Here is a 13,055-nt window from a genome sequence, read left to right on the forward strand (position 1 = left end):
ATGACTAAAAAACAGACAGCTGGTCGTGAGAACCTGGGCGAATTTGCCCCTCAGTTTGCAGCTTTAAACGACGATGTTTTATTTGGCCAGGTTTGGGCCCGTGAGACCGTATTATCCGCACACGACCGCAGCCTCATTACGGTAGCGAGCTTACTGACTCAGGGTGTTCCGCAATTGGAAGCCCACATCAGACTGGCGAAACAAAATGGGGTGACAGAAAGCGAAATGGTCGCGTTAATTACCCACTTGAGTTTCTATGCCGGTTGGCCTAAAGCATGGTCAGCATTTAGCCTAGCTAAGGCAGTCTATGCGACGACTGATGATCTTTAAGCCCAATTGACGAATTTCAAAAACGCTGACCTAACCGGACATGTCTACGGGTTAGGTCAGCGTTTTTAACTCATTATTGAGGCCGTTTTAAGAGTTTCTTGAAACTTGTCAGCAACCAGTCCCAGGCGGGTCCCCAGTTCATTAGACCACCAGAACTTGGTGGTGTTTTGACATCTACTTTAATCTCAGGTAAGCCATTTTTTTCGGATTTCTTTTGGGTCAACTTCCCACCTCCGATACGACCCTCATTATACCCCATCCGGCCCGTCATCGAAATGTGCAAAGCGACCCGCGACGGTCATTAGGTAGTGGTTTTGGGGGCAATGTGTTAAACTTAGACATCAGTTATGAAAGTGGGTGAACCGATGAATTCTAAAGTGAATGACCTTCAGTATGCGTTACGAACAGGAGCATTAGTCAATGTGTACCAAGTTGATGATGATATTGTGTACACGGGATTTGTGCTAAACATGGACGAACAAGGCATTATCGTGGCCACATATGACGATGGTGGCGAAGAAGACGGTGCGGTTTACCTATCTTATTCAACCGTCGAAAGCGTCGAATTTAGTAGTAGAGACTTAGATAACATTGAATTTCGAATTAACTATGCCGAGGATCATCAATCGCTGGGCTTAGGGCAGATTGCCACTGATTTTAATGATGAGGAACCGTTATTGAACCAGGTTGTTGAATCCGTCATGCAAAACGAAGCGTTCGCCATGGTCACCCTTAAAAATACAGATACCTATCTCGAAGGTAAGATTACCCGGGTGTTTGACAGCGACTTGGAGTTTTCGCTATTTGACAAGTTTGATTTAGGGCACCATGAGCGGTTAACTATCGCATTTGAATCGGTGGGACTCATTGAATTCAACGGAAAGGAACTCAGCATCCAGGACCTGGCCATGGCAGGGATTGAGAAGTTGAAACCGGTTGAGGAAAGTAGTGTTGAGAGTGCATCGGCCATCGGCCAAGTGTTAGAAATGGCGCAGGCTGAAGACCAATTCCTGTCCTTTGTCCCGAAGTCGGATCCGGAGATGTTTTTTGTGGGCCAAATCAACACGCTGACTGCCGATACTGTCATTGTGAACCTGGTCGACATGGCCGGGCAGTTTGGTGGGTACTGGTTAACCAAGCGGTCAGCAATCGACCGAGTCACGTTTGAGTCGGATTATTTGCAGGTGATCAGTCAGTTTGTCATGCTGAATAAGGCATTGGCGGGACTGATACCAACGGCCTTAAACGATGAACGGTTATTTGATCCGACAACCGATTTGTTTCAATCCGTATTGGGCCAAGCTGCACAATTCAAACGGGTGCTCAGAATCCGACTGCATAGCGGTGAGGTGATGGTCGGTTATCTCAGTCAAATTGGCGCCGCCCAGTTTATTTTTCATGAAGTGGATGAGGGTGAGGTCCAAAACCCGGTTGGTCAACTGATTGCCACCAAGGATGTTGAAGAGATTGCCTTTGATTATTTAGAGGCGATTCTAATTGAAAAACAGTTAAAAGTGCAGGGTGACCTGTAAGTTTGGAGGATGTTGAGGTGTTTGATTTTTGGAATAAATTACCCCGTTGGTTACGGGATTCGGTTTCGGTAACGGTGCTCATGGCCATTTTATTGATTGCCTACGATTTGCTGATGCCGTTGCTGACGCATCAACCGTATTCCATCACAGCGGTGATGTCTTTTCCATTTCAAGTAATCGTTGCTTTTGTGGTCGTTGCGTTATACAACCGGCATAAGACGCAGTCGCAAGAAAAGGAACGTCGCGCCAAGCAGGCCAAGCTAGAAGAGGAAGCGCGACGGGCAGAACTAAAAAAACAACAGCAGGCGCACCAACATCAGGTCAATGAGAAACGAAACCAGGTTGCCGCTCAAAAGCAGCACCGGACGAAATAACAAATTAATTAAAAAAGCGTTCCAGCAAGCAATATGAAATGCTTGCCGGGACGCTTTTGTCATCTTAATCAGTATAATATTCGATAGCTAATGCCCCAATACCAGTGTAGGTACTGATGACGGGACCCGCCTCATGAATCGTGACGAGGGTCTCTGGAAGGGCCGCTTTTATTCGTTGAGAGATTTCGCTAACGGTGGTGAGGTTGTCCACGTGGGTCAGACCGACCTTTGCTGGGGAAACAGCCTTAATGTCATCAATGACCGCGTCAATTTGTTTATTCAGAAACTTCTTGCCGCGGCCTTTGGCTGCAACTTGTAGTTCACCATCGACAACTTCTCCCATGACCTTAATGTTCAACAGACTTGCGATACCGCCAGCTGCTTTACTCAGCCGACCACCCTTGATTAGGTTTTCCAACGTGTTTAAAAAGACATAGATTTTGGTGTGGCTACGGTGAAGGTCAACGGCTGCGATAATGGCTTCTAAAGGTGCGCCATTTTTAGCCAGTTTAGCTGCCGTGATGACTTGAAAGGCCAATCCCCTATCGATGGACAGGGAATCAATAACCGTCACGTCGGTTGCCGACATATCGGCTGCTTGGCGGGCCGCATTGACGGTCCCGCTTAAAAAGTGAGTTAGCGATAAGCATAGAACGCTGTCGCCATTCTGGCCAAGGCGGTCAAAAACTTCTAAGAATTGACCGATTGAGGGTTGACTCGTTTTAGGCAGCTCGGTGTCGTTGATTAAATGAGTCAGAATCTCGGTATTTGTAATATCTTGACCGTCGTTAAAATATTCTTGATTACCAATTCGAACGATTAGCGGAACGACTGTTATTGGTAATGTTGCAAGTTCTTCCGCAGTTAATTGGACGGTTGAATCTGTTACGATTTGAATTGCCATTAAAAGCACTCCTTTTGTCAATGCCGTTAACCAATTGAACCACATATTTTGCAAAATGTAAAATTGCGGGCGTTTTTTCGCACTGCGGCGAAATTGCCGGTATAATGGTTTTAATTAGAAACGGAGGTGGCCTTCATGAGCCAACAACAAAATTTTTGTGCAAACTGTGGTGCTCCGGTGACGAGTGACATGACCACCTGTCCAAACTGTGGGGCCACGTTAAAGCCAGTGGTGGTTTCAACGGATGACCGGCCACCACTAAGCCTCAATGCGTTAGCCGGAAATCCGATGAAGGTGGGGATGGCCCGGATGAAAAAGAACGCACCGTCAAAGCAGGGACGTTCGTGGTGGCAATTTTGGAAATGGGGGAAGCAGTGATGGCTAATCTTCGGATTGTTCGGGGTGACATTACTCAAATCCCGGCCGATGCCATTGTGAATGCTGCCAACCCAGGTTTATTGGGAGGTGGTGGTGTTGATGGGGCGATTCACCGGGCGGCTGGGCCAGAGCTGGATGTTGCATGCCGTCGACTAAATGGTTGCCCGACGGGGGAAGCCAAGGTAACGCCAGCATTTCGACTGCCAGCAACCATCATCATTCACACGCCAGGACCAATTTGGCGTGATGGGTCCTTTGAAGAACCTAAGTTACTGCAATCCTGCTACGTCAATAGCTTGAAGCGGGCGGTTGAGAACGGCTGTCAAACGGTGTTATTTCCGTCTATCAGCACGGGGGTCTATGGCTATCCACTGGCCCTAGCCGCACCCATTGCGGTTCAGGCGATTCAAACTTTTCCGGCTAACTTAGACGTCAGGATGGTCTGTTTTGACGACGTCACTTATCAGGCGTACCAGGCTCAAATGGATTAAAAAAGAAGCGGGTTCATTTGAAGGACCCCCAAATTAAAGAGATTTCACTTTAACTTGGGGGAGACCTCAATTAGCGAGCCTGCTTCTTTTGACGTTCTGATTGACGTTTAGATAATCACTAACCAATAAACTTCCGAAGTTGAGCGACTTCTTCGGGGGTTGGTTGGTACTCCATTGACTTGATGTCATGGAGTTTTTCAATTGTGGTGTGAATATTAAGGGCCAGGTCCCCGTCTGTCATTTCGTGTTTCTTCTGGTATTGAATAATTTCTTCAGCAATGCCGCTTACTTCTTCTTCCATGTTATCCCTCCGTCTTGAACTACCTTAATCCACTTTATTATAGCCGATTTTTCAAAAAAAGGGCAATTCAGCGACCTGATTCCATTTAAAAGCAATGGTTCAAGGGCTGGTTGATGTGATATGATAAGAGTTGCGTAGTTCAGCGTGTAAACGATCCCTTATTAGGGATTGAATTCAATGAGGTGAATTTTTTTGAAGTTAAAACAGATGGCATTAGTCGCTATTGCGGGGCTCGGTTTTTTAGGCGGCGCAGTGGTGAATGCTAATGCAGCAACCATTCAAGCGTTACCTAATCAAACTGCAGCAGATCAGGCCTATAAGGCAGTCACGGGTCGCAATTACGTTTACCCCGCAACGACGGCGACCACAACCGTTTCAGCTGCAACGACTAGTCAGGACGTGACCGAAAATGCAACGCAGGCCCAAAAGGTCGTGGCGATGGCGAAGGACTTGGCCGGTGACGGGATTCCATACGTCTGGGGTGGCGAATCCATGAGTGGGATGGACTGTTCAGGGTTGACGGACTGGGTCTATCAACACGCGGCTGGCATTTCACTAGGACACTACACAGTGACCCAAGAAAGTCATGTGGCAAAAAAGTCGGTAGCGGATGCGAAACCTGGTGACCTGCTCTTTTGGGGGGACCAAGGGGCTTCTTACCATGTCGCGATTTACATCGGCGACAACCAATTCGTTGCGGCACCACAACCCGGCCAAAATGTTGACATTGAAACAATCAGTACGTTCTTCATGCCAAGTTTTGCGGGAACAGTGACTCATTAACAGCGAAAAGTAGGCCTTAGCCTACTTTTTTATTTTTCCGAAAAAGCGCCAATCCGACGACATTTAGGTTGACGGTCTGCGCTGGGTTTGTCATCATGGACTTAGCTTACTAACGGAGGAACGACGATGTATAAAATGATTGTGAGTGACCTAGATGAAACGTTACTGCGCGCGGATGGTAGCATTTCTGACAGCAACATTGCTGCGATTAAGGCGGCAACGGCACGTGGCATCAAGTTTGTTCCCAACACGGGTCGGAATTACTTAACCGTTCAGCCACTCTTAGAAACGTTAGGACTGGTTAATCAGCCAGACGAGTATGTGATTTCCTATAACGGTGGCGCAATTGTTGAAAATGCTGGTAATCAGGTTTTGGCAACAAATGGGATGCCGCAATCGGAAGCCCAAAAGGTTTTCGATGTGATGCGAGCATTTCCTGAGACAGACGTTCACGTGTATACCCTAACCAATCTGTACATTTACCGATTACGCGCCGATGATCAGGCGTATTTGAAAACCCGTGGTGTGCCGTTCAGTGCTCTTGAAACGATGGATTTAGGGTCGCTAGCTGGAGAGACCATCATTAAGGTCATTGCCATGAACCCAAGTGCTAACGTTCAAACGGCGCTATTTCAAGCAGTTAACGCGGCCTTTGACGGTCAGATAAATTGTACGTATTCGTCTGGCATCTACGTTGAAGCCAACCACTATGGTGTCGACAAAGGAACCGCTACGATTGAGCTGGGGGATCGACTGGGAATTTCACCAGCAGAAATTATTGCAATCGGGGATAACGCCAATGACTTGCCGATGTTACGACGAGTGGGCATGCCGGTGGCCGTTGCTAACGGGATTCCTGAAGTTCAAGCTGTCGCTAAGTTGATCACGACAGCCGATTATGAATCAGGGGTCGCTGAAGCAATTGAAAAGTTAGTTTTGAGCGATAACTAAATGGTCTCAATTGGCAATGATGATATAATGAACTTAGAACAACAAAGGGGGGAGGGTGTGGCCAAGTGGCCATCACCAAAACAATGAAAAAAAAGGTTATTGGATTGTTAATACCTGTGTTACTCGCTGGCGTTTTAGTGGGGTGTGGCGGTCAGCATCAGAAGTCCGAAGCCACCTCTTCAACGGTTTCTTCAAGCTCTAAGCCTAGTGAATCAAGTTCAAGCGTGGCGTCGCAGTCAAGCGATTCATCATCAACAGCGACGAGTTCGCAAAGTGCCACGGTCGCTTCGTCTAGTTCGCAAGCTTCGCAGCAGTCTTCAGCGGCTGATCAATCAACGAGTGCCAGTTGGAACTCACCAACGCATAAACGAAAGAACCGGGTTTCCAAAACGGCCGTTCTAAATGCTGTAGCCAACCAGATGAGCAGTCAGTACAAACGGCAGGATCTGCTTATGGCTGCAACCCAGTTCAACGGTATTTACACCGTTCAGGTCCAGGAAAATCACCAATCAAAGAACATGCAAAATCAAGGGGTTGACCCCTCAGTTAATCCGACCGTTGCTTGGTTTCAAACCAACACAAGCGGTCAACTATTACGGTCCGATAATGGTGGCGCCAGCTACTACGTTGTCGGTCGCGTGAAATAATAAGCGCAATCAAAAACGACACGTGTGATGAGTTCACACGTGTCGTTTTTTGGTTGTTCATTGATTAATCTTGCCAAGTATTATGGTTGATGCGAACCGTTTCTCGGAGTTTAAGCAGCGAAATCATAAAGGCTACAAATGCGATAACCGCAACGATAAACCATAGCCAATTAAAGTGAGTGGAGACGAAGACAAAGTAACCAACGCCCAGTGACCCGAGAACAGAAAGTGTCAGCGATAATTTGAGAGAATGCGAAATCATAAACGCATTACCCACGCTCAAGGCTATTGCACCGGTAAAGACGGCCTCAGCACTATCCCGTGAGCCGATATGGTAAAACAGGGCTCCAATTTCAAGGATTAAGCCAATGGCAATCATAGCAATGCCAAAAACGGTGGTAAATTTTAGCGGCTGTTTTGTCATTTCGAATCACCTTCTTTAAAAACATTATAAAACTTTTTAATGGGATTGGGTATCCCTAAGCTAAATGCAGGCCAAATAATAGGCCTTGAAGAAGGATCAAACTCCCAATGGCGATTATCCAGTCGCGAGACCGAATCCGAACTGTCACGCGATGGGTGCGCGGCGCATCCTCAACAAACCCGTGGGATGTCATGGCCTCTGCCAGATTTTCAGACCAGCGTAACGCTGCAATAATGGCCTTAAAGTACAGTTGCGGTGACCAAAAGTGGAGGGTCTCGCCGCGCATTAAAGCGGCAACGCGAATCGTTTTAACCTCGGTAACAATTTTTGGCATCAGGTTAAAGCCCCCTAAAAAACCATAAGCGAACTTTGTTGGAACGTGGGCGTTTTGTTCTAGAGACATGACGAGTTCATAGATTGGCGTCGTCAAAGTGGCCGCCGATCCAATAAACACGTAGGCGTAAATTCTTGTAAACAGAACTATTGCGAATTGTGTGTTTCCTGTCGAACGAGATTGCATGAGAATGGCAACGGCAAGGGCAACAGCGGGGATTAACGGCCAGAAGATAAGGCTCAATAATCGTTTCCAGCCGGGCCGGGCGGCCAAAATGATCACCAGTCCGATGACCGCTAAAATAACGTTAACAGTCCAGCTACTGGTAAATGAAATTTCTAGGGCAATTAACACGGCTAAAACGAATTTTAGTGTCGGGTTCATCGAATCGCCTCCACATACGTTAGCGTTTGATTAGCTAAAACAGCATGGTAGTCAATCAGTGGGGCTAGGCCCTGTAACTGGTGGCTGATCATGATTAACGTCAGCTTAAACGCCTGTTGCACGTCTTTGACCAAGGCAACCACGGTGTTCAGTGATTGTAAATCCAGCCCAGTAAAAGGTTCATCCAGCAGTAAAATCGGGGTGGCCATGATTAACATGATAAGAATTTGGAGCTTCTTTTTTTGCCCACCGCTCAAACTATAAACGACATGTTCCCGCAGGTCAGCTAACCCCAGGTTGTTCAAATCATCATCTAAGCGTGCTTGAAAGTATTCAGGATGGCGACTATGTTTGAGAGATAGCGCCAGTTCCTCGGCTACCGTAACGTTTAAAAACTGGTCATCAGCCTCTTGGAACACCAGGCCAACTTGTTGATAACGTTGGTTTTTATGAAAACGCGAAGTCGATACCCCAGCTACCGTAATGTCGCCAATGTAGTTGGAAAGGTTAGTTATAGCTCGTAGTAGGGTGGACTTGCCGCTTCCGTTGATTCCGGTCAATAGAATCACGCGGTGTTCGGGAAAAGTAAAAGATGTCGGTTTTAAAAGGGTTCGGTCGCCGGCAATTAGACTCGTCTGATTCAATGTCACCGCAGTTGGTTCATTCGGTTGCGGCAGTGTTACGGAAATATCCAGTTGAGCTGAGTTTTTAAAGGCCTCAAAAACATCGTGTGCTGCGTCGCGATCAAAAAATCGTAGTTGGTGACCATCATCACTTAAGCGGACAAGGCCGTCAACATAGGGCTCGTAGTTCAGCAAATCATGATCGGCGATAATCACAGTTTTATGCGCCTCTTGGTTTAGTTGACGTAACTTGATAAGCAGCGTCTGGCGAGCGGCAGGGTCAATACTAGCAAACGGCTCGTCCAGCAAAATAACCTCACTATCCATAGCCACGATAATGGCTAGAGCGACCTTCTGCTTCTCCCCACCCGACAAGTTATTGAGTTGTCGGTGACGAAGATTGGAAATGCCAACGTAATCGAGCGCGGCTTGAACCTGGTCGTCAATTTTATCCGCCTCAACTTGGAGATTTTCTAAAGCAAACCGTAACTCACGTTCGACGGTGTCCATGGCAAACTGTTGGTTGGGATCTTGAAACATCATGGCAACTCGTGGTTGGGTGGATGACGTCTCAATCGTGACTGATCCACTCACACTGGCTTCCCCAAACTTAGGATACAAGCCAGCAATGGTTTTAAGTAGGGTGGACTTTCCCGACCCCGACGGCCCCGTTAACAGGGTGAGCGTCCCTGATTCAAACGTTGCCGACAGATGGTCAATCGTGGGCGGCCACGCCACCTTAGAATCGTAACTTTGATATTGAATCGTTAAATCTGAAAGTTTCACAAATGCCATGGTGGCGCCTCATTTCAACAGTTTAAGCACTTCGACGACTCAGTAAGTGAGTCCGGTCAAGCAGGTTGGTGATGGCCCGCGTCAAAACGCCCGCAAAAATGAACGTAGAGGCCAAACGAATAACAAACAGCGCCACCAGCAAGCCGATATGGTAAGCAGCATAGCCGTTTCTAAAGAGGTCCCAGCCGAACGTCACAATGGTGGTGGTCACCACACTTAAGCCGAGGCTGGTCCAGTCGTATCGCTTGTACCCTGTTAGGGCGAACCCTAATTCAGATCCAAGACCTTGAACGACACCTGAAATCATCGTGCTAGCACCCCATTGACCGCCGAAAAACATTTCAACGACCGCACCCAAGAATTCGCCAAGGGTGGCGGCGCCGACCTTCCGAAAGACGTAGCCCGCTAGTGGCCCGGCCATAACCCAGACCCCCATCAAAATATCGTTGGCCGCTGGCCCTAATCCAACTGGTGTTAGCGCAACAGTTAGTAGGTTATAAAGCGGTCCAATCACCCAATAAATGACGCCAAAGAAAATCGCAATCAATGTCAGTAAAATAATGTCACGTAAATGCCAAGCGTTTGTTTTTGACATCTCATAGCCTCCTAAAAAAATTTTGAGACTAAACGCATCGAAATGAAAAAAAGGACCACTCCCAGAAAAATGGGAATCGTCCTTTTGGCATTTGGATTCAGTCATGTTCCATTATGCTCCCTTCGCTGGTACTAACCAGATCAGGTTCAATGGGTGTATCTCAGCCAAAAGGCACCCCAGATAACGTTTAGTTCAGTAGTAGTGTACCTGCTTCTCTGGTGAAATGCAACTAGGAGTTGTTTTTTTGAGTGCGTTCCGGGAGCTAAACGCTTTGTGTCACCCTTCTTGTTCATTCACCACGCCCAGGTGCTTGAGCGCCGGGATTGTGAGCATTGTTGCGAAACTGATGACGTATAAGCTGGCCAAAAATCCCATGACAATCAAGAGCGAGTAGTGGTCCATCAAAAGGCCAATGACGACGGATGAGAAACCACCAATAGCTCGACCCACGTTGACGATGACGTTATTGGCCGTCGAGCGGATTTCTGTTGGGTATAAGCGGCTAATAACGGCGCCATACCCGCCAAACATGCCGTTAGAGAAGAATCCGAGCACGGCGCCCGCGATAAGTAGGGTCACCTGATTGTAGGCGAATGTCATGCCGAAAACGGCGAAGGCTGAAGCCAAGAGGAAGAACCCGAATGCGCGCCGCGGTCCAAAGTAATCCAGAATGCTACCAAACGTCATCATACCAACGCTCATTCCAGCAATGGTGGCAATCATCCAAATGGAAGAACCAGAGACACTCAAGCCAAGTTTTTGTTGCATAATTGAGGGTAACCAGTTCATTAGGCCAAAGTAACCAGCAATTTGGACGACGACCATGACCATTAAAGCCAGGGTCTGGTAGGCAAGACGGGGGGTCTTGAAAAGCTCGCGCATCCGGACGCGTTTCTTGGAATCAGATTGCGCTCGTTTAGCCGCGATAAATTCGTCGCTTTCATGCAAGTGGCGTCGAATGAAGTAAGTCAGTGCAACAGGGACCAAACCAAAAACAAAAAGGGCTCGCCAACCTAGCATTGGAATGATAACCGATGCCCCGATAGCTGCCAATACAGCCCCAATTTGACCGCCAATTGCTGCAACTGACGTCATTTTGCCAATCTTGTTATGGGCAAAATTCTCGGCAATCAACGTGATACCGACGCCGTATTCCCCACCGGCACCGATACCAGCTATGAACCGGAACAAATAGACGAGGGTGATGTTATTGGCAAAGTACATTGCGGCCGTGGCGAAGGCGAAAATAAAAACGGTGTGGGAAAACGTTTTGACCCGGCCAAATCGATCAGCAAGAAGGCCAAATAAAATACCACCCGCTAACATCCCCAGGTTGGTAATCGACGAGATGAGTCCCGCCTGAGCACCATTAATGTGGAGATCGCTAATGATCGACGACAGGGCAAATGAGAGGAACATGACGTCCATATTCTCAAGGGCAAACCCTGCTGAAGTCGATGCAATTGTCCACTTCTGGTTGGTTGTTAACGTGTGGTCGCGTAAGGTAGATTCCATTATTCAATTCCTCCAAAATGAATGCTCACGGGCATTCGTTATTTCTGACGGGTAGCCGTCGTTGTTGCCTGTATAATGCCACAGACTTTTTAAAATAGCAACACTTACCCAAAAATAAGAATTATAATTCGGAGTTGACGGCAGGCCTTGAATTGCAGTAAGCTAATAAAAATAACTTTAACTTAGCCCTGTGAGACTAAAAAGGTGATCGGACAAACTACTAGTGGGTAGTCTTTTGATGAACCGTTTAGCCGGGTGCTGAACGGTTTTTTTGTGCAGAAAGGATAGACGTTATGGGACCCGTTATTATTGCGTTAGATTTTCGCGACGCCAATGAAACGCTGACGTTTCTAGACCAGTTTAAGCAGCAATCTGATTTATTTGTGAAAGTTGGCATGGAACTTTTCTATTTCGAAGGACCCGCTATTTTACGGGAATTAAAGCGACGTGGCATTCGCGTTTTTCTAGATCTTAAGCTCTATGATATTCCGAACACGGTTGAACAGGCGATGTTTCAACTGGGCCAGCAGGGCGTGGATATGGTGACGGTCCACGCTGCGGGAGGCGCTGAAATGATGCGTCGGGCGCGGATCGGCTTGGATCAGGGTAGCCAAATTGCTGGCGTAAGTGCCGCTAAGTTGCTGGCGATCACCCAGTTAACTTCAACATCCGAACAGCAAATGCAAAGCGAGCAACTCGTTAGCGTGCCACTGGCCAAAGCGGTGACCCACCTAGCTCAGCTAGCAGATGCAAGTGGGGCGGATGGGGTGGTTAGTTCCGCACTAGAGGACCGCCAGATTCATGCGGCAACGCGCGACGAATTTTTGTGTATCAATCCAGGCATTCGCTTAGCAACCGATGTGGCGGATGATCAAAAACGGGTCGTGACACCGAGTGATGCGCGCCGCCTTGGGAGTAACGGCCTAGTCGTGGGTCGAACAATTACTCAGGCACCAGATCCAATAGCAGCCTATCAAACAGTGTTACAGGAATGGAGGATGACCAAATGACAGAAATGGCGACTCAGATTGCAAGCGACTTATTGGACATTGAAGCGGTGACTTTTAGCCCGAGCCAACCTTATCAGTGGGCAAGTGGTATTTTAGCCCCAATTTACACGGATAATCGCAAAACAATTGGCTTTCCGACGGTTCGGTCTCACATTGCCGATGGTCTTGCAACTTTAATTGACCATGAGTATCCTGAAGCAACGGTTATCGCAGGCGTAGCGACAGCTGGCATTCCCCATGCCGCTTTAGTTGCAGATCGATTACAACTGCCGATGAGCTACGTTCGGTCTAAGCCGAAGGACCACGGAACGGGCCGGCAGATTGAAGGCCAGTTAACGGTATCCGATCGCGTGGTATTAATTGATGATCTTATTTCAACCGGCGGCAGTGTTCTTCAAGCCGCCGAAGCGGTGCGTCAAGCTGGTGCTACCGTGCTTGGCGTTGCAGCCATTTTTAGCTATGAGCTGCCCGATAGTACCCAAAATTTTGCCAATGCGAAAACAATTTTGCACACCCTAACCACTTATTCGACGCTGGTCGAGCAAGCTCAAAAAGCGGGGAATATGACGCTTGAAGAAGTCCAGTCTCTGTCAAAGTGGCGCGAGGATCCCTGGCATTGGCAATCTAATTAATCGGGGCTGACAGCCCCCACTTCCTTCTTGTATAATGAACATACATTGGAGG

18 protein-coding genes and 1 riboswitch are annotated in these 13,055 nt (G+C 47.8%); of the genes, 10 read left to right on the forward strand and 8 right to left on the reverse strand.

Annotated elements, in window-relative coordinates:
- Window positions 1-330 (forward strand): carboxymuconolactone decarboxylase family protein, encoded by a 330-nt coding sequence (locus FC96_RS03100; protein ID WP_054659228.1) that lies wholly within the window; start codon window positions 1-3, stop codon window positions 328-330.
- Window positions 331-403: 73 nt separating this feature from the next.
- Here FC96_RS03100 and FC96_RS12830 read toward each other — a convergent pair whose 3' ends face one another.
- The gene (locus tag FC96_RS12830; RefSeq protein WP_156403142.1) at window positions 404-553 is read right to left on the reverse strand and encodes a hypothetical protein; all 150 of its coding nucleotides are present in this window, start codon (window positions 551-553) and stop codon (window positions 404-406) included.
- A gap of 142 nt (window positions 554-695) precedes the next feature.
- Here FC96_RS12830 and FC96_RS03105 point away from each other — a divergent pair, with 142 nt between their 5' ends.
- Both FC96_RS03105 and FC96_RS03110 read left to right on the forward strand, forming a co-directional pair.
- Window positions 696-1,862, forward strand: a complete 1,167-nt coding sequence (locus FC96_RS03105; protein WP_156403143.1) for a hypothetical protein — start codon at window positions 696-698, stop codon at window positions 1,860-1,862.
- 17 nt (window positions 1,863-1,879) lie between these two features.
- The gene (locus FC96_RS03110; RefSeq protein ID WP_056941980.1) at window positions 1,880-2,236 is read left to right on the forward strand and encodes a hypothetical protein; all 357 of its coding nucleotides are present in this window, start codon (window positions 1,880-1,882) and stop codon (window positions 2,234-2,236) included.
- A 64-nt stretch (window positions 2,237-2,300) separates the two neighbouring features.
- On the opposite strand, the gene FC96_RS03115 is transcribed toward FC96_RS03110, so the two are convergent.
- A complete protein-coding gene (locus tag FC96_RS03115; RefSeq protein ID WP_056941981.1) occupies window positions 2,301-3,140 on the reverse strand; it encodes a DegV family protein in 840 nt (279 codons plus the stop codon).
- A 135-nt stretch (window positions 3,141-3,275) separates the two neighbouring features.
- On the opposite strand from FC96_RS03115, the gene FC96_RS03120 reads away from it, so the two are divergent.
- Window positions 3,276-3,518, forward strand: a complete 243-nt coding sequence (locus FC96_RS03120) for a zinc-ribbon domain-containing protein (RefSeq protein WP_054659234.1) — start codon at window positions 3,276-3,278, stop codon at window positions 3,516-3,518.
- On the forward strand, window positions 3,518-4,009 hold the full coding sequence (locus FC96_RS03125) for an O-acetyl-ADP-ribose deacetylase (RefSeq protein ID WP_056941982.1): 492 nt from the start codon (window positions 3,518-3,520) through the stop codon (window positions 4,007-4,009). The genes FC96_RS03120 and FC96_RS03125 overlap by 1 nt, the downstream gene beginning before the upstream one ends.
- A 118-nt stretch (window positions 4,010-4,127) precedes the next feature.
- Here FC96_RS03125 and FC96_RS03130 read toward each other — a convergent pair whose 3' ends face one another.
- The gene (locus tag FC96_RS03130) at window positions 4,128-4,310 is read right to left on the reverse strand and encodes an LBP_cg2779 family protein (RefSeq protein ID WP_054659236.1); all 183 of its coding nucleotides are present in this window, start codon (window positions 4,308-4,310) and stop codon (window positions 4,128-4,130) included.
- 192 nt (window positions 4,311-4,502) lie between these two features.
- On the opposite strand from FC96_RS03130, the gene FC96_RS13270 reads away from it, so the two are divergent.
- The 3 genes from FC96_RS13270 to FC96_RS03145 all read left to right on the forward strand — a co-directional run bounded on the left by FC96_RS13270 (window position 4,503) and on the right by FC96_RS03145 (window position 6,691).
- Complete coding sequence (locus tag FC96_RS13270) at window positions 4,503-5,093, forward strand: C40 family peptidase (RefSeq protein ID WP_056941983.1); 591 nt, start codon at window positions 4,503-4,505, stop codon at window positions 5,091-5,093.
- A 126-nt stretch (window positions 5,094-5,219) separates the two neighbouring features.
- Complete coding sequence (locus tag FC96_RS03140) at window positions 5,220-6,044, forward strand: HAD family hydrolase (RefSeq protein ID WP_054659238.1); 825 nt, start codon at window positions 5,220-5,222, stop codon at window positions 6,042-6,044.
- A gap of 65 nt (window positions 6,045-6,109) precedes the next feature.
- A complete protein-coding gene (locus FC96_RS03145; protein WP_056941984.1) occupies window positions 6,110-6,691 on the forward strand; it encodes a hypothetical protein in 582 nt (193 codons plus the stop codon).
- Window positions 6,692-6,755: 64 nt separating this feature from the next.
- Here the strand turns inward: FC96_RS03145 and FC96_RS03150 are convergent, their stop codons facing one another.
- The 5 genes from FC96_RS03150 to FC96_RS03170 form a co-directional block, all read right to left on the reverse strand.
- Window positions 6,756-7,115, reverse strand: coding sequence for a hypothetical protein (locus FC96_RS03150; protein WP_056941985.1), 360 nt, complete (start codon window positions 7,113-7,115; stop codon window positions 6,756-6,758).
- A 55-nt stretch (window positions 7,116-7,170) separates the two neighbouring features.
- Complete coding sequence (locus FC96_RS03155) at window positions 7,171-7,833, reverse strand: energy-coupling factor transporter transmembrane component T family protein (protein WP_056941986.1); 663 nt, start codon at window positions 7,831-7,833, stop codon at window positions 7,171-7,173.
- The gene (locus FC96_RS03160) at window positions 7,830-9,251 is read right to left on the reverse strand and encodes an ABC transporter ATP-binding protein (RefSeq protein WP_056941987.1); all 1,422 of its coding nucleotides are present in this window, start codon (window positions 9,249-9,251) and stop codon (window positions 7,830-7,832) included. Before FC96_RS03160 ends, FC96_RS03155 begins: the two co-directional genes overlap by 4 nt.
- A gap of 22 nt (window positions 9,252-9,273) precedes the next feature.
- Window positions 9,274-9,846, reverse strand: coding sequence for an ECF transporter S component (locus FC96_RS03165; protein WP_054659242.1), 573 nt, complete (start codon window positions 9,844-9,846; stop codon window positions 9,274-9,276).
- Between the two features lie 99 nt (window positions 9,847-9,945).
- A riboswitch (TPP riboswitch) is annotated at window positions 9,946-10,035 on the reverse strand.
- An 87-nt stretch (window positions 10,036-10,122) separates the two neighbouring features.
- On the reverse strand, window positions 10,123-11,361 hold the full coding sequence (locus tag FC96_RS03170) for an MFS transporter (RefSeq protein ID WP_056941988.1): 1,239 nt from the start codon (window positions 11,359-11,361) through the stop codon (window positions 10,123-10,125).
- A gap of 293 nt (window positions 11,362-11,654) precedes the next feature.
- On the opposite strand from FC96_RS03170, the gene pyrF reads away from it, so the two are divergent.
- Together pyrF and pyrE are read left to right on the forward strand one after the other, a co-directional pair.
- Complete coding sequence (gene pyrF, locus FC96_RS03175) at window positions 11,655-12,371, forward strand: orotidine-5'-phosphate decarboxylase (protein ID WP_054659244.1); 717 nt, start codon at window positions 11,655-11,657, stop codon at window positions 12,369-12,371.
- Window positions 12,368-13,003 (forward strand): orotate phosphoribosyltransferase, encoded by a 636-nt coding sequence (gene pyrE / locus FC96_RS03180; RefSeq protein ID WP_054659246.1) that lies wholly within the window; start codon window positions 12,368-12,370, stop codon window positions 13,001-13,003. The genes pyrF and pyrE overlap by 4 nt, the downstream gene beginning before the upstream one ends.
- Window positions 13,004-13,055: the final 52 nt, after the last annotated feature.

This window comes from Secundilactobacillus kimchicus JCM 15530 (assembly GCF_001433995.1).
Lineage (GTDB): Bacteria > Bacillota > Bacilli > Lactobacillales > Lactobacillaceae > Secundilactobacillus > Secundilactobacillus kimchicus.